Annotated in this window: 17 protein-coding genes and 1 riboswitch; of the genes, 5 read left to right on the top strand and 12 right to left on the bottom strand. The window is 64.8% G+C overall.

Annotation, left to right across the window (positions count from 1 at the left end):
- Positions 1 to 13: 13 nt before the first annotated feature.
- Together BCV67_RS13155 and rsmI are read right to left on the bottom strand one after the other, a co-directional pair.
- Complete coding sequence (locus BCV67_RS13155) at positions 14 to 778, bottom strand: hypothetical protein (RefSeq protein ID WP_156455870.1); 765 nt, start codon at positions 776 to 778, stop codon at positions 14 to 16.
- Complete coding sequence (gene rsmI, locus BCV67_RS13150) at positions 756 to 1592, bottom strand: 16S rRNA (cytidine(1402)-2'-O)-methyltransferase (protein WP_062169302.1); 837 nt, start codon at positions 1590 to 1592, stop codon at positions 756 to 758. Before rsmI ends, BCV67_RS13155 begins: the two co-directional genes overlap by 23 nt.
- A gap of 82 nt (positions 1593 to 1674) precedes the next feature.
- Between rsmI and BCV67_RS13145 the strand changes: the two genes are divergently transcribed.
- The 4 genes from BCV67_RS13145 to BCV67_RS13130 are packed head-to-tail and all read left to right on the top strand — an operon-like array spanning position 1675 to position 5690.
- On the top strand, positions 1675 to 3399 hold the full coding sequence (locus tag BCV67_RS13145) for a penicillin-binding protein activator (RefSeq protein ID WP_062169304.1): 1725 nt from the start codon (positions 1675 to 1677) through the stop codon (positions 3397 to 3399).
- On the top strand, positions 3389 to 3763 hold the full coding sequence (locus BCV67_RS13140; protein ID WP_062169306.1) for a YraN family protein: 375 nt from the start codon (positions 3389 to 3391) through the stop codon (positions 3761 to 3763). The genes BCV67_RS13145 and BCV67_RS13140 overlap by 11 nt, the downstream gene beginning before the upstream one ends.
- The gene (locus tag BCV67_RS13135) at positions 3763 to 4305 is read left to right on the top strand and encodes a metal-dependent hydrolase (protein WP_062169308.1); all 543 of its coding nucleotides are present in this window, start codon (positions 3763 to 3765) and stop codon (positions 4303 to 4305) included. The genes BCV67_RS13140 and BCV67_RS13135 overlap by 1 nt, the downstream gene beginning before the upstream one ends.
- A complete protein-coding gene (locus tag BCV67_RS13130) occupies positions 4302 to 5690 on the top strand; it encodes an FAD-binding oxidoreductase (RefSeq protein WP_062169310.1) in 1389 nt (462 codons plus the stop codon). Before BCV67_RS13135 ends, BCV67_RS13130 begins: the two co-directional genes overlap by 4 nt.
- Before the next feature lie 801 nt (positions 5691 to 6491).
- On the opposite strand, the gene BCV67_RS13125 is transcribed toward BCV67_RS13130, so the two are convergent.
- From BCV67_RS13125 to BCV67_RS13085, 9 genes are all read right to left on the bottom strand, one after another.
- Positions 6492 to 7037 (bottom strand): GTPase, encoded by a 546-nt coding sequence (locus tag BCV67_RS13125; protein WP_231732393.1) that lies wholly within the window; start codon positions 7035 to 7037, stop codon positions 6492 to 6494.
- 5 nt (positions 7038 to 7042) lie between these two features.
- Positions 7043 to 8038, bottom strand: a complete 996-nt coding sequence (locus BCV67_RS13120) for a hypothetical protein (RefSeq protein WP_062169314.1) — start codon at positions 8036 to 8038, stop codon at positions 7043 to 7045.
- Positions 8039 to 8076: 38 nt separating this feature from the next.
- Positions 8077 to 8439: a hypothetical protein gene (locus BCV67_RS13115; protein WP_062169316.1), complete on the bottom strand. Its 363-nt coding sequence runs from the start codon at positions 8437 to 8439 to the stop codon at positions 8077 to 8079.
- Between the two features lie 157 nt (positions 8440 to 8596).
- Positions 8597 to 9016 carry a roadblock/LC7 domain-containing protein gene (locus BCV67_RS13110; RefSeq protein ID WP_172837745.1) on the bottom strand — a complete coding sequence of 140 codons (420 nt, stop codon included), beginning with the start codon at positions 9014 to 9016 and terminating at the stop codon, positions 8597 to 8599.
- 158 nt (positions 9017 to 9174) lie between these two features.
- Positions 9175 to 10167 carry a thiamine-phosphate kinase gene (gene thiL, locus BCV67_RS13105; RefSeq protein WP_062169320.1) on the bottom strand — a complete coding sequence of 331 codons (993 nt, stop codon included), beginning with the start codon at positions 10165 to 10167 and terminating at the stop codon, positions 9175 to 9177.
- A gap of 93 nt (positions 10168 to 10260) precedes the next feature.
- The gene (nusB, locus tag BCV67_RS13100) at positions 10261 to 10740 is read right to left on the bottom strand and encodes a transcription antitermination factor NusB (RefSeq protein ID WP_057627427.1); all 480 of its coding nucleotides are present in this window, start codon (positions 10738 to 10740) and stop codon (positions 10261 to 10263) included.
- Entirely contained in the window at positions 10737 to 11204 is a 468-nt protein-coding gene (ribH, locus tag BCV67_RS13095) for a 6,7-dimethyl-8-ribityllumazine synthase (protein ID WP_057627425.1), read from the bottom strand. Before ribH ends, nusB begins: the two co-directional genes overlap by 4 nt.
- Positions 11205 to 11337: 133 nt before the next feature.
- Positions 11338 to 12483, bottom strand: a complete 1146-nt coding sequence (gene ribB / locus BCV67_RS13090) for a 3,4-dihydroxy-2-butanone-4-phosphate synthase (protein ID WP_062169321.1) — start codon at positions 12481 to 12483, stop codon at positions 11338 to 11340.
- Positions 12480 to 13082 (bottom strand): riboflavin synthase, encoded by a 603-nt coding sequence (locus BCV67_RS13085; protein ID WP_062169323.1) that lies wholly within the window; start codon positions 13080 to 13082, stop codon positions 12480 to 12482. The genes ribB and BCV67_RS13085 overlap by 4 nt, the downstream gene beginning before the upstream one ends.
- A 76-nt stretch (positions 13083 to 13158) precedes the next feature.
- Positions 13159 to 13343, bottom strand: a riboswitch (FMN riboswitch).
- 555 nt (positions 13344 to 13898) lie between these two features.
- Here BCV67_RS13085 and BCV67_RS13080 point away from each other — a divergent pair.
- A complete protein-coding gene (locus BCV67_RS13080; protein ID WP_062169326.1) occupies positions 13899 to 14522 on the top strand; it encodes a hypothetical protein in 624 nt (207 codons plus the stop codon).
- Positions 14523 to 14847: 325 nt separating this feature from the next.
- On the opposite strand, the gene ribD is transcribed toward BCV67_RS13080, so the two are convergent.
- Positions 14848 to 15957 carry a bifunctional diaminohydroxyphosphoribosylaminopyrimidine deaminase/5-amino-6-(5-phosphoribosylamino)uracil reductase RibD gene (gene ribD / locus BCV67_RS13075; RefSeq protein ID WP_062169328.1) on the bottom strand — a complete coding sequence of 370 codons (1110 nt, stop codon included), beginning with the start codon at positions 15955 to 15957 and terminating at the stop codon, positions 14848 to 14850.
- Positions 15958 to 16052 lie beyond the last annotated feature (95 nt).

The following is a 16052-nucleotide window of genomic DNA, read 5'->3' as shown; positions in this document are numbered from 1 at the left end:
CTGGCCGAACATTTCATTCAGCCGCAGGCATCCGATAACGCAAGGGCTGCACCCCTGCATCGGTGAACGACAGCAACCAGCCGTCATGCAGAATGTCGATCTGCTGGAAGTCCGCATGCGCATCGCTGTCGCGCAATTGCCGCGACAGCTCTTCCAGCGCAGCCAACGCCCACCCCCGCAATGCGGCCGGGTCGGCATCTTCGACAAACGCCACCGCCGGCAACGGCCAGTTGTCGTACAGCAACAACACATTGCGCGGCTGGCGGGCATAGGCCGGCTTGTGCAGCACCTGGCGTTTTTTCTCCACCGCCCAGCGCATCACTTCCACCCACAATCGTTCCGGCTCGTCGCCGGCCCAAGGGCTGCCTTCATAGGTGTCAGCCAGCAACTGCCGCAGCAGCGGGCTGTCCCATTCGTTGCGCACTTCCCCGCCGCGTGGGTCCGGCACCGGCCGCACCCAGCCGGAATTGATGTCGTTCAATTTGGCCTGCAATTGCTTGAAGGCCTCCGGCACCACTTCCATGCATTCCAGTCCGATCCTGCCGCTGCCCGTGTCGACCATGAAATCCGGGCTCTCGCGCTTGTTCACCCGTAGCGGGTAATCCAGCTGCGAGGCCCAGACGGTCAACCAGCGCACCATCATCCAGCGCTCGCGCTGGGTCTTGATCTCGGCGCCCGAGCCACCGGCCAACGGTTGCTCGCGCAGGTCCAGCTGCGCGCGCAGGCTGGCGGCATCGGCCGCCGCCCACACCGCCTCAGTCGTTGCTGCCCTGTCCATACAAAGCCTTGCGCGGCGCACCGCTCAGTTCAGCCGCCAGTTTGGCAGCGGTGGAAGGCGGCAGATGCTCGTTCAATTTGGCGTACAGGCGCCGTCCTTCGGCAATCTTGGCTTCTTCGTCATCGCCGGCGCCCTGCACCATCACCACGAACTCGCCCTTGCGCTGGTTGTCGTCGGCCAACACCTTGGCCAGCAGTTGGTCCAGGTTGCCATCAAGCACGGTCTCGAACAGCTTGGTCAGTTCGCGCGCCACCACCGCCGGCCGGTCACCGCCAAATGCACCGGCCATGTCGGCCAGCGACTCGGCAATGCGGTGCGAGGATTCGTAGAACACCAAAGTGCCGGTTTCGGCGGCCAGCTTGTTCAGGCGCTCGCGCCGGGCCGCGCCCTTGGCCGGCAGGAAACCTTCGAACACGAAGCGATCACTGGGCAAACCAGCCACGCTCAAGGCGGCAATTGCCGCGCACGCGCCTGGGATTGGGCTGACTTTGACCCCCGCCGCACGCGCAGCACGCACCAGACGAAACCCCGGATCACTGACCAACGGCGTGCCAGCGTCACTGACCACCGCCAGCGACTCACCGCCCAGCAGGCGCGCCACCACGCGCTCGGCCATGGCTTCCTCGTTGTGGTCATGCAGGGCGACCAGCGGTTTGCTGATGCCGAAATGCGACAGCAACTGACCGGTATGACGGGTGTCTTCGGCACAGATGGCGGCCACAGAACGCAGCACCTCCTGCGCACGCGGGCTCAGATCGGCGAGGTTGCCGATCGGCGTGGCAACGACATACAAGGTGGCAGCAGCAGTACTCATCATCGGTATTTCCGTGGGCCAAGGGTAGAATCCTACCGTTTCCCCCGCCCGGCACTGCCGCGCCCTGTCGAACGGACCTCAAATGAACAAGCCAGTCGCACGGATTTCCGCCCTGTCATTGTCGATGCTGCTGTTCGTCGGCTGCGCCACCACCAGCGTTGCTCCGACCAGCTCACCCGCCCAGCAGGCGGCCATCACCCTGCTTGAACAGGGCAAACCGCGCGAAGCCGCGCAGCAACTGGAAGCCCAGGCCGCGTTGGCGCGCGGTGCCGGCAAAAGCCTGCTGCTGGCCGATGCTGCCTTTGCCTGGCACGAAGCCGGTGACAGCGCCCGTGCGCGCATGCTGATGGCACAGGTACAGCCGCGCCAGCTGTCCGGCGCCACCCGACTGCGCTTCAACCTGCTGCAGGCCGAGCTGGCACTCAGCGACAAGCAGCCGGCCAACGTATTGCAGGTGCTGACCGAAAACCCGGGCACGCTGCCGGCGCCGCTGCAGGCGCGCTGGTACCTGGCCCGCGCACAGGCGCTGGAAGCCACCGGCGATGCCTTCAGCGCCGCTGCCGAGCGCGCCCGCGCCGGCACCCTGCTCAGCGGCAGCGAGCGCAATGACAACCAGCGCACCATCACCCGCCTGCTGGCCGGTTTGAATGACGCCACCCTCAGCAGCCGCGCCGCCGCCCTGCCGGTTGGCGATCCGCTTTACAACCATGCCGGGCGCGCCATGATCGGCCGCGGCCTGCCGCTGCCGCGCCCGTTCGACCGCGATACCGCCGCGCAGCTGGACACCAGCAAGCGCCCGGCCGCCGATGCCGATGGCTACCGCCCGCCGGTGAAGATGGCAGTACTGCTGCCGCTCAGCGGCAATCTTGCCGCCGCAGGTGCCTCGGTCCGTGACGGCCTGCTGGCCGGTTACTACGGTGAAAGCCGCCGCCGCCCGTCTATCGACTTCATCGATACCAAGGGCAATGCCAGTGGCGCCGGTGCGGCCTATGACAAGGCCGTCGCCAGCGGCGTGGATTTCATCGTCGGCCCGCTGGGTCGCGATGAAGTGGATGCCCTGTTCCACCGCAGCGAGCTGCCGGTGCCCCTGCTGGCCTTGAACCGCGGCAAGGATGCACCGCCGCCGGGCAATGCCGCTTTCTCGCTGGCACCGGAAGACGACGGCCTGATGGCCGCCGAATACCTGCTCAGCCGCGAACGCCGCAATGTGCTGGTGATCGCCAGCAATGACGATGCCGGCCGGCGCTCCAGCAACGCCTTCAAGGAACGCTTCAGCGAGCGCGGCGGTAAGGTTGCCGCCACCATCTCTGTCAGCGAAGCGCCTGCCGATATCACCGCACAACTGCGCCAGGCCGGCAGCGTCGATGCCATCCTGCTCGCCGTCAAAGGCAACCAGGCACGCGCCTTGGCGCCGCAGCTTGCCCTGGCCGGGCTCAGCGCAGTCAGCCGCGTCGGCACCTCGCAGCTGACCGCAGGCACCGGCAAGGCCGAAGAAGATGCAGCGCTCGATGGCATCGCGTTCCCGACCGAGGCCTGGAGCAGCCGTGGCGTTGCCGGTCTGCCGGCCGCAGCTGCGGTCGCTACCACCCTGCCGACCGCACGCGGCGGCGCCGGGCGTCTGTTCGCCTTCGGCTATGACGCCTGGAAGATCACCGCCTATATGGAGAAGCTGGCCACCAGCACCGGCAGCGGCCTCAGCGGCGCCACCGGTACGCTGCATCTGGACGGCTTCGGCAATGTGCTGCGTACGCCAGCATGGTCCACCTTCAGCGCCGGCCGCCCGGTCGCCATTGGTGATGGCCGCTGAGCAGCACCAACGCGGCGCAGCGGTGGAAGCCGCTGCCCGCGTGCTGCTTGAGAACGCCGGGCTGCGCTGGCGCGCCGGCAATGTACGTTTTCGCGGTGGCGAGCTGGACCTGGTGATGCACGACCCCACCGCCGCCAGCCTGGTGTTTGTCGAAGTGCGCTATCGCCGCTCGGCGCTGTTCGGCGGCGGCGCGGCCTCGGTTGACTTGGGCAAACGTCGCAAGCTGGTCCGTGCCGCACAGTTGTACCTGAGCCAACATCCCAGCCTGGCCAACAGCCCCTGCCGTTTCGACGTGGTTGAAGCCAGCGGCGAACCGCCGCGCCTGAACTGGATCCGTGACGCCTTCCGCGCCGACGACTGCTGATGCCTAGCGTATTTACCCATGCTGCAATTCCGCTGGCGCTGTGGTGCGCCAGCGAGCGCGGCCGCATTTCCACGCGCCTGCTTGGCGCCGGCGTGATTGCGGCGATGCTGCCCGATGCCGATGTGCTGGCCTTTGCGCTGCACATTCCCTACGCCGACGGTTTTGGTCACCGCGGTGCCAGCCACTCATTGCTGTTCGCCATGTTGCTGGCGGCCTTGGCCCTTCCCTTTGCCAGGGCCTTGCAGGCAAGCCGCATCCAGGCAGCGGCCTTCGTGTTCATCTGCGCCGTGTCGCATCCCTTGCTGGATGCGCTGACCTCCGGCGGCCTGGGCGTCGCGCTGTGGTGGCCGTGGAGCGATCAGCGCCTGTTCGCGCCGTGGCGGCCCATCCGCGTCTCGCCGTTTGCCAATAATTTCTTCAGCGCACGCGGCCTGCAGACCGTCCTTTCGGAACTGCGCTGGGTGTGGCTGCCGCTGCTGATCGGCGTCGCCGGTTGGCGCCTGATCCAGCACCGCACCCCCGCCTCATCGACACCGCCATGACCCCATTGCCCGCTGCTTTCGAACACACCCTGTCACAGCTGCTTGGCGATGACTGGCACACCGACCCCGGCAGCCTGCAGGCGCATGCCCAGGACAACTCCTGGCGGCATGCGCTGCCGCAGGGCGTGGCGATGCCACGCAGCCGCGAACAGGTGCAGGCCATCGTCCGCGCCTGCCGCCAGCACGGCGTGCCGCTGGTGGGCCGCGGCACCGGCACCGGCACCACCGGCGCCGCCGTGCCGACTGCCGGCGGCATCGTGCTGTCGTTCGCGCATATGAACCGCATCGTCGCCATCCTCCCTGGCGATCGCTGTGCGGTGGTCGAACCCGGCGTACTCAACGGCGACCTGCAGCAGGCATTGATGCCGCACGGCCTGTTCTGGCCGCCGGACCCCTCCAGCGCAGACATCTGCAGCATCGGCGGCAACCTGGCCTGCAATGCCGGGGGGCCGCGCGCGGTGAAATACGGCACCAGCCGCGACAACGTGCTTGGGCTGGTGGCGGTCACCGGCACCGGCGAATTGATTCAATGCGGCGGCCCGTACACCAAGGATTCCACCGGCTACGACCTCACCCATCTGCTGGTTGGCAGTGAAGGTACGCTGGCGCTGATCGTCGAGGCCACGCTCAAGCTGACCCCGCGCCCGCGCAGCCAGGCCGGCCTGCGCGTGCTGTACCGCGATGCGGAAGCGGCAGCGGCGGCGGTATCGCGGGTGATGGCGCAGCCGGTAACGCCCACCACCCTGGAATTCATGGACGCACGCAGCCTGCAGCTGCTGCGCCACAACGGCGCGCAGGTACCCGAAGCCGGCGCGATGCTATTGATCGATGCCGATGGCGACGACGACACCCTGCCCTATCTGCTCAATGCGCTGGCAGAAGCCGCCGAGGGCGATGGCATGCTGGCGCTGGACGTGGCCACCGATGGCAGCGCGCGCGACAAGCTGTGGGCGGCACGGCGCGCCTTGTCGCCGGCGTTGAAAACCATCGCGCCAGGCAAGATCAACGAAGACGTGGTGGTGCCGGTATCGCAGATTCCAGCACTGGTGGAAGGCGTGCAACAGCTGTCGGCGCAGACGCAGCTGCCGATCGTCACCTTTGGCCATGCCGGCAACGGCAACCTGCACGTCAACATCCTCTATCACCCGGACGATGCCAGCGAGAACGAGCGCGCGCATGCGGCACTGCCAAAGGTATTTGAACTGGCCCTGCAACTGGGCGGCACGTTGTCCGGCGAACACGGCATCGGCTTGGCCAAACGCGACTTCATGACCCAGGCATTTTCGGCAGGCACCCTGGCGACAATGCGCGCCATCAAGCAGGCGCTGGACCCGGATGGGATCCTAAATCCCGGCAAGGTGTTGCCGGAGCAAGAGGGCCCATAGGCCTTGTAGGTTTTGAGGGGCAAGTGGGCGCGGCACACCGGCAGCACCGTCGGGCATGCATTTGTGTGCGTATCTGTGGGAGCGGCGTAAGCCGCGAAGCTGGCAGCAGGTCGGTCCCAGTAATACTGCAATCTGATGCTTCAGTAGCTTCGCGGCTTATGCCGCTCCCACAGCCAGAGCGAAGCAGTTCTCGCACGACAGCGCTGCGCATGCATTTGTATGTGTAGGAGCGGCGTCAGCCGCGAAGCTGGCAGCAGAACGGTGCCGGCAAAAACTGCAATCTGATGCTGCAGTAGCTTCGCGGCGTATGCCGCTCCTACAACCGCAGTAAAGCAGCTCCAGCAGCGCTGCGCATGCATTTGTATGTCTAGGAGCGGCGTCAGCCGCGAAGCTGGCGGCAGTTCAGTGCCGGGCAAAACTGCAATCTGATGTTGTCGTGGCTTCGCGGCTTACGCCGCTCCTACAACCGCAGTAAAGCAGCTCCAGCAGCAACGCTGGGCATGGATGTCTGTTTGTGGGATCGGCGTCAGCCGCGAAGCTGGCAGTAGGTCAGTGCTAAGCAGAACCGCAATCTGATGCTGCAGTGGCTTCGTGGCTGACGCCACTCCCACAAAAACAGCAAAGCAGCTTCCCGCAGCAACGCTGGGCATGCATTTGTGTGTATGTATGTTTGTGGGAGCGGCGTCAGCCGCGAGGCTGGCGGCAGTTCAGTGCCAGGCAAAACTGTAATCTGATGTTTTCGTGGCTTCGCGGCCTACGCCGCTCCTGCAACCGCAGCAAAGCAGCCGCTGCGACTGCGTATCAGGCGATCGATTCGGCGTAGCGGCAGGACAGCAGCGCCTTGATCAGGAAATCGACCTGGCTGGTTTCGCGTGCGTCTACCCACATCACTGGCAGGCGATGGCCTTCGCTGGCCAGTGCGTTGCGGAACTGGGCGAAACTGAAATCGGGTTCGCGGTCCTGGCAGGTCACGCCCACGGCGAAACAGGCTTCCGGTGCTAGGCCACGGAAGCGCTCCAGCAGAGTCAACGTACTTGGCAGCGCGCGCGGGTTGAGTGCGCTCACAAGTACGATCACGCCGATTGCGCCTTCGGCGACGATCGGCCACATGAAATCCAGATAAGCCTGGCCCGGCACGCCGTAGACATGCAACAGCTCACCATCGCCCAGTTCAATGGAGCTGTAATCCAGCGCCACGGTCGTATGCGACTTGTCCTCGAATGCTGCCAATGCGGCGTCGTCGCTGATCGGCATTTCCGTGCTGATCGGTTCCATGTCCGAGATCGACCGGATCGCAGTCGTTTTACCCGCACCCATTTCACCGACAAAAACCAACTTGGTTGCCATATCCGTCAGACCTGAAGCCCCTTGGAGAAATTGAGCCCGAATCGCTTGGCGATACGCGTGAAGAAGCCTGAGACCTTGTTGTCCGAAGGCCGATCACCTGTCGTCTGGCTACCACTGGCATCCAGCAGCCCGGTACATGCCGCCGCCGCAATGATACGGGCAATGTCATCCAGTGACGTGTCAGTGGCAAGCGCCAGCTGCCCCGGTTGCCACGGCCGCAGCATCATCGCCGCCATCGGCAGCAACCACGCCAGCGGCAACTTGCCGGTTTCCACCTCGGGCCAGCCGCGCAGCTGGCACAGGCCGGTGGTTTCCTGCTCCAGCAGCGGCGCCGAGGATAACGCCGCCGCCTGCCAGCAGAAATCCTCGAATGCATGCGTGCTGACCGCATCGGCCATCGCCTCTTCCAGCGCCGGCGCGCCTGCCAGCAGCGACAGCGTCCAGCCGGGCTCGGCCGCCGCATTGAGGCAGTTTTCGTACGGCAGATCACGCAGCAGGGTGACCCGCGCGCGCGCCGCATCGACCATCACCTTGACCAGGCCCATATGCAGCACGCTGGGTTTGCCCTGGGTATCACCAAGGCTGCGGAACAAGGTACGCGGCTGGAAGCGCTCGCCACCGCCGTCCGAGGCCAGCAACAGCTGGCGCAACTGCTGGAAGATATCGCGCACGCTGGCGCCGTAGGCCACACCCGGCACAGACAGCCCGGAGAGCAGCTTGCGGGTGACCGCCAACACCGGCAGTCCCCTGAGATTGGCATCGCGCAGCGCCTGCTGGCCATTGCTGTCGTCGATGCAGGCCACCAGCAGATCCACCGACTGGTGATTCCACTCCTGCACCTCTGCCTGGATGTACTCGGCCATCAGCAACGAACTGGCCACTTTCAACCGCATCATGTGCAGGACATCCAGGCCCTTGCATCCGATCACTGCGGTGGAAATCTTGCGGGCGGGTGCACTCATCGTGTCGATCAGGCCTGTGGGTCGATGCTTGGCTGCCATGCCGCTGCTCCGTCACGGAGCAGCGGCTCGGCGTTGCATCACTTGAAATCGAGCGTCTGTTCGAACGACTTCAGCTCATGGCGGGCCAGCGCCAGGTTGGCGCGCGAACGGTCAAGCACCACGTACAGGAACAGGTCCGCGTTGCTTTCCAGCGGACGGATCAGGTGGTACTGCCTGGTCAGGGTGATCAGGATGTCTTCAATCGCATCGGTGATGCCCAGCGAGGCAGCGACGCGGCGCTTGGCGCGCACCACTTCGGTGTTGCCTGCGGCCGCAACTTCCAGATTGATCGGGCCACCGCCCAGCATGCCCAACGCCATGCCACTGTCACTGTCGACCAGTGCAGCGCCGACGAAACCTGCGATTTCATTCAACTTGTCCAGCTTGACGTTTCCAGCCATGGTGTTCTCCGTTCCTGAGCGAATGTTGTCTATGAGGTGTGGTGCGGTCAGGCGCATGCCCGGCGACACCCGTGTTTCTGCAGCCCGTATCGATCAGCCGCGCAGGTTTCCCGGCACGCCAGGCGAACTGCAGCACGGATGCTCTGCAACGGGTGAGTTACAGCAACTGCTTGATCCGCGCCGCGGCATCGCGGGCGGCATACAACAGGATGGCGAGCGATGTATCGGCATGCCCCAGCGCAGCCAACGTGTAAGGCCGGTCCGCGGCAACGCGCACCAGCACCATGCTGCCCTGCGAGGTGGACATGGTCACGTAATCCGCGGTGCTGAGGCCAAGCTCGCGCGAGAGGGTTTCACCGAGCGTAAGAAACGAGTTGCTCATCGCCGACAAGCGGCGAGGATCAAGCTTGTTCAACGAACGGTGAGCGATCGCGCGGCCATCGGCCGTGGATACCAGCAGCATGGAAATGCCGGTGCTGCGCTCGATGACCTTGTCGAGTTCGGTTTCGAGCGCCGCGCCATCCACGCTGGACGAAGGTGACGCTGCATCACTCACCTTGGCCCTGAGCTTTTCCAATGTTGCTGTTTCCACTACCCCATCCCCTGTTTGCGGTCGCTGGATGCAGCCAGTGCGCTGCATCAAAATGCGACTTCCATCACAGTCGCGATGTTAAATATGAATACGTGGACACCGCGTGAACGCGGCAGATTTGTCGTACGTATGGCGGGGTTCCCCTATTCCCCAGTGCCCGAAAAGTGGTTGTAGCCCTGCTTCGACGCCACCAGCACATCCCCCTCCTGGTTGATCACCTGCAGCCCGGTCCCGGCTCGAATATAGCCAATCCGGGTAAGCGGAACTGCTACGGAAGCCATGGTTTCGTGCACCGCCTGCCGCTGCGCCCGAGGGGCGGTAAAACACAATTCGTAGTCATCGCCAGCGCCCGTACGCAATGCATTGAAGGCGCCCGAAAGCGCGCATTGCTGTGCCGCCGGCGAGGCGGGCAGCGCGTTTTCAAGCACATCGGCGGCTACGCCACTGCGTGTGCAGATGTGCCCGAGGTCGGCCAGAAGCCCATCGGAAACATCCACCGCGGCGGTCGCCACGCCGCGCAGCGCGCGACCCAGTTCAACCCGCGGTGTGGGCCGGGCCAGACGCAGGCGCAGGTGCTCACGCGCGGAATCGTCGGCAATCCGGCTTACGTCCAACGCGTTCTGCTGCCACAGCGCCAAGGCCAGCCCCGCTTCGCCGGGCACGCCACTGACCCAGATGTCATCACCGGGCTGCGCGCCGTCGCGACGCAACGCCTGCCCTGCAGGCACCTGGCCCATCGCAGTGATTGAAATCGACAGCGGGCCACGGGTGGTATCGCCACCAATCAGGGCGATGCCGTGCAGATCGGCAAGTGCGAAGAACCCCTGCGCAAATGCGTCCACCCATTGCGCACTGGCATCGGGCAGTGACAACGACAAGCTGCACCAGGCCGGCGTTGCGCCCATCGCGGCAAGATCGGAGAGGTTCACCGCCAAGGCTTTCCAGCCTATATCGGCCACGGGCGTTTCTGGCGGAAAGTGCACGCCGATATTGAGTGTGTCGGTGGTCACCACCAGTTGCTGGCCCGGCGCCGGCTGTAGCAACGCCGCATCATCGCCAATGCCCAGCACGATATCGTCGCGCGCAGCGGTACGCCGACGTATCCGCTCGATCAGTCCAAACTCGTCAAGGCTCATGATCGCGCTCCCTAAAAAACAACAACGCCGGCGCCGATGATGCCGGCCCGGCGCTGCAGCAAACCCCGTTGGTGGCGAAGCCGCCGCCGTCGGTTATTGGTTGGATTCAGTCTTGCGCCACTCTAGCGCGGCGCGGTCAAGCACGCCATTGACATAGGTATGGCCGTGCTCGGAGCCAAACCGCTTGGCGGTTTCGATGGCTTCGTTGATCACCACGCGGTACGGCACATCCTGGCGGTAACGCAGTTCGAAGGCCGCCACGCGCAGTACCGCACGCTCGATGGCATCCACTTCTTCGACCGCACGGTCGACGAACGGGGCCAGCGCCTCGTCCAGATCACGGCGGTTGTCCAGCACGCCGCGCAGCAGGCTTTCGAAGTACACCAGGTCGGCGATTTCGTGGGCCTGTTCGTGGGCGAACTGGGCCAGCAGCGACTCGGCGTTGCCGCCGGATATCTGCCAGGCATAGATTGCCTGCAGGGCACGGCGACGCGCGCGCGAGCGCAGTACCGGGTCGACGCCATCGCGACGGACCGGCTTTCCGGCAGGCTTGCCGTTGTTCTTGTTGTTCATGGCAGCTGTTCCAGAAGATTGACCATTTCCAATGCCGACAATGCGGCTTCCTCACCCTTGTTGCCATGGTTGCCGCCCGCACGGGCATCGGCATCCTCCACCCGCTCCACCGCCAGCACGCCATTGAGCACCGGCACGCCAAAATCCAGCTGGGCGCGCATCAGGCCTTCGGCACAGCGGTCGGCAACGTGTTCGTAATGGCGGGTTTCGCCACGGATCACGCAGCCCAGGGCGATGATCGCAGCGTGCTGCCCGGCTGCAGCCAGACGCGCGGCAACCAGGGGGATTTCCCAGGCACCGGGCACACGGACCACGTCGATGGCGTCCTCGCCGATACCGTTGCCGGCCAGGCTCTTGCGGGCGCCGGTGACCAGGATATCGGTGATCCGGGCATTCCAGCGGCTGGCAATGATGGCAAAACGGGCCGATCCGGCCGGGCGGAGGTCGCCTTCGTAGTGGCTCATGGGGGCGTGGGGTTCCTGAGGGTGGGTAAGTTTAACGTGCGCGGCTCTTGAAGCAGAAACTTGGGGGTGTAGGAACGAGAAACGAGTGAACAGCCAAACCGCCCAACCTTTACTGGTTTCTCGTTCCTGACCACTAGTTCCTGACCTCAAAACTAGTTGCTGGTTCCTCGTCACTGGTTTCCGGCTTCAGGGTTTCGACGATTTCCAGGCCGTAACCGGCCAGGCCGATCTGCCGGCGCGGGGTGCCCAGCACGCGCAGCTTGCCCAGGCCCAGATCCGACAGGATCTGCGCGCCGGCACCGTTGCGGCGCCACTGGCCCACGTCCTTGTCCTTGCCCGGGATGACCGGCGCCGGCTGCTGGCGCAGGCGGGCCAGCAATGAATTGGTGTCGCGCGGTGCCGACAGCACCACCATCACTCCGGCACCGGCGGCGTCGATGGCCCGCAGCGCATCGGTATTGGCCACGCCAAAATCATCCCGGCGCCAATGCAGCAGGTCGGCCAGCGGGTTTTCCACCTGCACCCGCACCAAGGTGGGCGTGTCCTTGTCCGGGGTGCCCCGGACCAGCGCGAAATGCAGGTCGTTGGCGATGCGGTCGCGGTAGGTGACAAGGTTGAAAACACCGAACTCGGTGGCGATTTCGCGCTCGTCGACGCGCTCAACGGTATGTTCGGTGGCCAGCCGGTAGGCGATCAGGTCGGCGATGGAGCCCATCTTCAGGCCGTGCTCGCGGGCAAACACTTCCAGTTCCGGGCGGCGCGCCATGCTGCCGTCGGGGTTGAGGATTTCCACCAGCACGCCGGCCGGCTCCAGACCGGCCAGCATCGCCAGATCAACGCCGGCTTCGGTGTGACCGGCGCGGGTCAGCACACCACCGGGCTGGGCGATCAACGGGAAGATGTGGCCAGGCTGGTGCAGGTCGGACGGCTTGGCGTTGGCCTTCACCGCCGTGCGGATGGTATGTGCACGGTCATGCGCGGAAATGCCGGTGGTCACGCCTTCGGCCGCTTCAATACTGACCGTGAAATTGGTCTGGAACTGTGCGGTATTGGCCTGCACCATCGGCGCCAGACCAAGATCGGCAGCACGGCTGCGGGTGAGCGGCAGGCATACCAGGCCGCGGCCATGGGTGACCATGAAGTTGATGTCCGACGGCTTGACCAACTCCGCCGCCATGATCAGATCGCCTTCGTTCTCGCGGTCTTCGTCATCGACGATGACCACCATGCGACCGGCGCGGATCTCTTCCAGCAGTTCGGGAACGGGGGCGAAATTCATTGTGCGGCTCCTTGGCCCAGCAGGCGCTCGACATAGCGGGCGACCAGATCGATTTCCAGATTGACCGCACTGCCCACGCCGGTGGTGGAGAAGGCGGTATTGGCGACGGTGTGCGGGATCAGCGCGACTTCAAAGCCTTCGTCATCGGCTTCGTTGACGGTGAGGCTGACGCCATCCACGCAGATCGAGCCTTTCTTGGCGATGTACTTGAGCAGCGGCTTGGGTGCGGCAAAGCGCCAACGCAGCGCGCGCGCATCCTCGTGGATGGACAGCACCTTGCCCAGGCCATCGACATGGCCGCTGACCAGATGACCACCGAGGCGGTCGGTCGGGCGCATGGCGCGTTCGAGATTGATCACCGCGCCCTCGGCCAGGCCGCCGAGCGTGGTCAGATCCAGGGTTTCGGTGGAGGCATCGGCCTTGAAACTGCTGCCGTCGAACTCGATGACGGTCAGGCAGACGCCGTTGACGGCGATACTCTCGCCCATCTGCACCTGCTCGAACGGCAGGCTGCCGACGGCGAAGGTGAAGCGGACATCGCCGCCGATGGGTTCGCGTGCGGCCAGACGGCCGACGCCTTCGATGATTCCAGTAAACACTAACGTTCTCCGCAATACAGTGAGCGAAAAACGCCGCAAGGCAAACAGGCGCACGGCCCCTGCAAGGGGACCGAAACACCGTCTTCTTTCATCCGGACTATGACCGTCGGCTCCGGCATCTGACCGGATCTGCTGACCTCCGACCGGTAACCGCACTGCTGTGCGGGCCTTGCTGGAGCGCTCGCGGGCTTATGCAGCGACCCCATCGGGAGCGTTGCACCTACCGCCGGTGGGGAGTTGCACCCCGCCCTGAAGACGTTTGTGAGTGCCGGCGAACCGGCCCAGCGATTGTAGCAGCGCTGGTCCCAGCAAGGCCCGGGCCCGGCTGAACAAGTGCTTCCCATCGGTGGAACGGGGCGGCGGAGCGGCCGTTTTCGCCGCCAGGACTTTGCGGCATGGAGCTCCGCACGTACTGCTGCCGCGCCTGGCTGAGGTGCCACGGCGCCTGAGGTTACATGCAGGTAGCCAAAGGGTTACCTGCAACAACCCACGTTACCTACCCTGAAAAGGGACGCTACTGGAGCAGAACCTGCAGCCAAATTAATGGGATTGCTCTGGAAGTATCGCCCTGCTCCGCCATCGGCGAGCACGCGGCAAAAATTCGGAATTCAGTCAATTGGACGATAAAGTTCCGAGAAATAACGCCATACCGCGCAAAAGTCCTATATCCGAACGGATCCGTGACTATGCAGTCGGCATCTTCACACCACTTGTCACATGTGAATTTTTCGTTAGAATCCGCGCACCGTCACAAGACGTTACGGTTCCGGCCCGCAAGGGGTCGGTTGACACGGACATCACATCCAAGAGGATTCCATGCGCAAGACCCTGATTCTGGCCGCCATGCTGGCAGCCGCACCTGTTGTCGCCTCCGCTGACGAGCTCAGCTACACCTACGCCGAAGCCGGCTGGACCCAGGTCCAGATCAACAGCAACGACCTCGATGACCCGAACCTGGACGGCGCCTACCTGCGCGGTTCGTTTGATATCGCCGACAAGGTCAACCTGTTCGCCGGTTACTCGCAGGTCCGCAAGTCGATCAACTGGGGCAACGGCGTACGCTCGAAGGTCAAGCTGGGCCAGCCGGAGCTGGGCGCCGGTTACCACATGAACATGAGCGAGCGCGTCGACTTCACCGCCGACATCGCCTGGTTGCGCCTGAGCCTTGACGAAAAGCTGAGCGGTGCTGGCGAAGACAACGGCACCTACAAGAGCCACGTCAACGCCGGTCGCGTGACCGTCGGCCTGCGCGGCAAGCCGTCGGCACGTACCGAAGCGTGGATCAAGGGCGGCGCCCTTGATGGCAGCGACATGGACACCGAGTTCGTCGGCGTGCTGGGCGGCCAGGTCAAGTTCAACAAGACCTGGGGCGTGGTTGCTGAAGGCCAGTGGATGGGTGACTTCGCCCAGTACTCGGTCGGCGTACGCGCCAGCTTCTGATCCGGCCATACCGGGTTTAATGCAGCGGGGGCCGAAAGGCCCCCGTTTTTATTTTTCGGATTGCAGCCAGCGTGCGTGATTCATGTAGTGCCGAGCCATGCTCGGCAAGGCGTTCCCGGTAAAGCCCCTGCCGAGCATGGCTCGGCACTACTGGTGCGCTGGCCGTCCCCACTGACGGCTGCAGCTGCAGACATTGGCCCTTACAGGAGCGGTGCTTTCCGGCTGCGTTGCGGGGCGTCATCCGTGTAGTGCCGAGCCATGCTCGGCAAGGCGTTCCCGGTAAAGCCCCTGCCGAGCATGGCTCGGCACTACGGGTGCGCTGCGCTCAGCGGGGCGACGCCGTCCCTAATGAGGGCCGCAGCAGCAGACGCAGGTCTTTGCCGAGCATGCGTGTGTCATGCACCTCCAGCGGCAGGGCTTGGGCCATATGCTCAATGCCCAGGCCCGCCAACAACGGCCGCGCGCCATCGCCCATCAACAAGGGCGCTATGTACAGCAACAGTTCGTCAACCAATCCGGCCTTGAGCAAAGCGCCGCACAGGGTTGGCCCCGCTTCGACATGCACCTCGTTGATCCCGCGCGTGGCCAGCATCGCCATCACCTCGGCCAGATCAAGCCGGCCATCGCCCTGCACACCCACGCCGGCGAATTCGGCATCCTCCAGCGCGGGCACCGGCACCGACGGATCATGCAGATACAAGGTGGCCGCCTCGCCTTCGCGCACACGTTTGCAGTCCAAGGTGCGCAGCCGTGCGTCCAGCACTACCCGCAATGGCGGTAGAAATTCGCCGGCCTGCGGGCGTGCGGTCAGCAGCGGATCGTCCGCCAACACCGTTGCCGCGCCGGTCAGGATCGCGCCCGCGCGGGCACGCCACTGCTGCACGTCGGCACGTGCCGCCTCACCCGTGATCCACTTGGATTCGCCGTTGGCCATTGCCGTGCGTCCATCCAGGCTGCTGGCCAGTTTCACCCGCACAAACGGGCGGGCACGCTCGATGCGCGATAGAAACCCATGATTGAGCTCACGCGCCTGCGCCGCCATCAAACCCACCTCGACGTGGATGCCAGCCTGGCGCAGCAGCGCGAAGCCGCCGCCATCCACGTCAGGGAAGGGATCGGCCATCGCCGCCACCACCCGGCCCACACCAGCATCGATCAGCGCCAGCGCGCAGGGCGGCGTGCGGCCGTAGTGCGCGCAGGGTTCCAAAGTGACGTAAGCAGTAGCACCGCGCGCGTGCTCACCGGCCTGGCGCAACGCAAACACTTCGGCATGCGGGCCGCCAGCGCGCTGATGCCAGCCCTCGCCCACCACTTCATCGCCGTGGGCAATGACACAGCCCACCATCGGATTCGGGCGGGTGGTCCAGGCCGCGCGTTCGGCCAGGCGCAGCGCGCGGGCCATCAGCAGGTGATCGGTGGCGGTGAACTGACTCATCGGTAAAACCTCATTGCGAATGCGCTGCCGGTTTGGGCAGTAGTAGTGCGCCAAGTGTATGCGCACCGCCGCCGGCACCTGCATTTCCCGCCAGA

It is taken from the genome of Stenotrophomonas nitritireducens (assembly GCF_001700965.1).
GTDB classification, from domain to species: Bacteria; Pseudomonadota; Gammaproteobacteria; order Xanthomonadales; family Xanthomonadaceae; genus Stenotrophomonas; species Stenotrophomonas nitritireducens_A.
Note: the sequence above shows the minus strand (reverse complement) of the source record. Positions and strands in the feature narration are given on the sequence as shown.

Bases quoted from the DNA above. Each gene is read 5' to 3' on its own strand.
- ribH (WP_057627425.1), bottom strand. From the start codon at position 11,204: ATGAGCCACTACGAAGGCGACCTCCGCCCGGCCGGATCGGCCCGTTTT.
- BCV67_RS13125 (WP_231732393.1), bottom strand. From the start codon at position 7,037: ATGGCAACCAAGTTGGTTTTTGTCGGTGAAATGGGTGCGGGTAAAACG.
- BCV67_RS13145 (WP_062169304.1), top strand. From the start codon at position 1,675: ATGAACAAGCCAGTCGCACGGATTTCCGCCCTGTCATTGTCGATGCTG.
- BCV67_RS13135 (WP_062169308.1), top strand. From the start codon at position 3,763: ATGCCTAGCGTATTTACCCATGCTGCAATTCCGCTGGCGCTGTGGTGC.
- BCV67_RS13155 (WP_156455870.1), bottom strand. From the start codon at position 778: ATGGACAGGGCAGCAACGACTGAGGCGGTGTGGGCGGCGGCCGATGCC.
- BCV67_RS13120 (WP_062169314.1), bottom strand. From the start codon at position 8,038: ATGGCAGCCAAGCATCGACCCACAGGCCTGATCGACACGATGAGTGCA.
- thiL (WP_062169320.1), bottom strand. From the start codon at position 10,167: ATGAGCCTTGACGAGTTTGGACTGATCGAGCGGATACGTCGGCGTACC.
- nusB (WP_057627427.1), bottom strand. From the start codon at position 10,740: ATGAACAACAAGAACAACGGCAAGCCTGCCGGAAAGCCGGTCCGTCGC.
- BCV67_RS13140 (WP_062169306.1), top strand. From the start codon at position 3,389: ATGGCCGCTGAGCAGCACCAACGCGGCGCAGCGGTGGAAGCCGCTGCC.
- BCV67_RS13080 (WP_062169326.1), top strand. From the start codon at position 13,899: ATGCGCAAGACCCTGATTCTGGCCGCCATGCTGGCAGCCGCACCTGTT.
- BCV67_RS13130 (WP_062169310.1), top strand. From the start codon at position 4,302: ATGACCCCATTGCCCGCTGCTTTCGAACACACCCTGTCACAGCTGCTT.
- ribD (WP_062169328.1), bottom strand. From the start codon at position 15,957: ATGAGTCAGTTCACCGCCACCGATCACCTGCTGATGGCCCGCGCGCTG.
- ribB (WP_062169321.1), bottom strand. From the start codon at position 12,483: ATGAATTTCGCCCCCGTTCCCGAACTGCTGGAAGAGATCCGCGCCGGT.
- rsmI (WP_062169302.1), bottom strand. From the start codon at position 1,592: ATGAGTACTGCTGCTGCCACCTTGTATGTCGTTGCCACGCCGATCGGC.
- BCV67_RS13115 (WP_062169316.1), bottom strand. From the start codon at position 8,439: ATGGCTGGAAACGTCAAGCTGGACAAGTTGAATGAAATCGCAGGTTTC.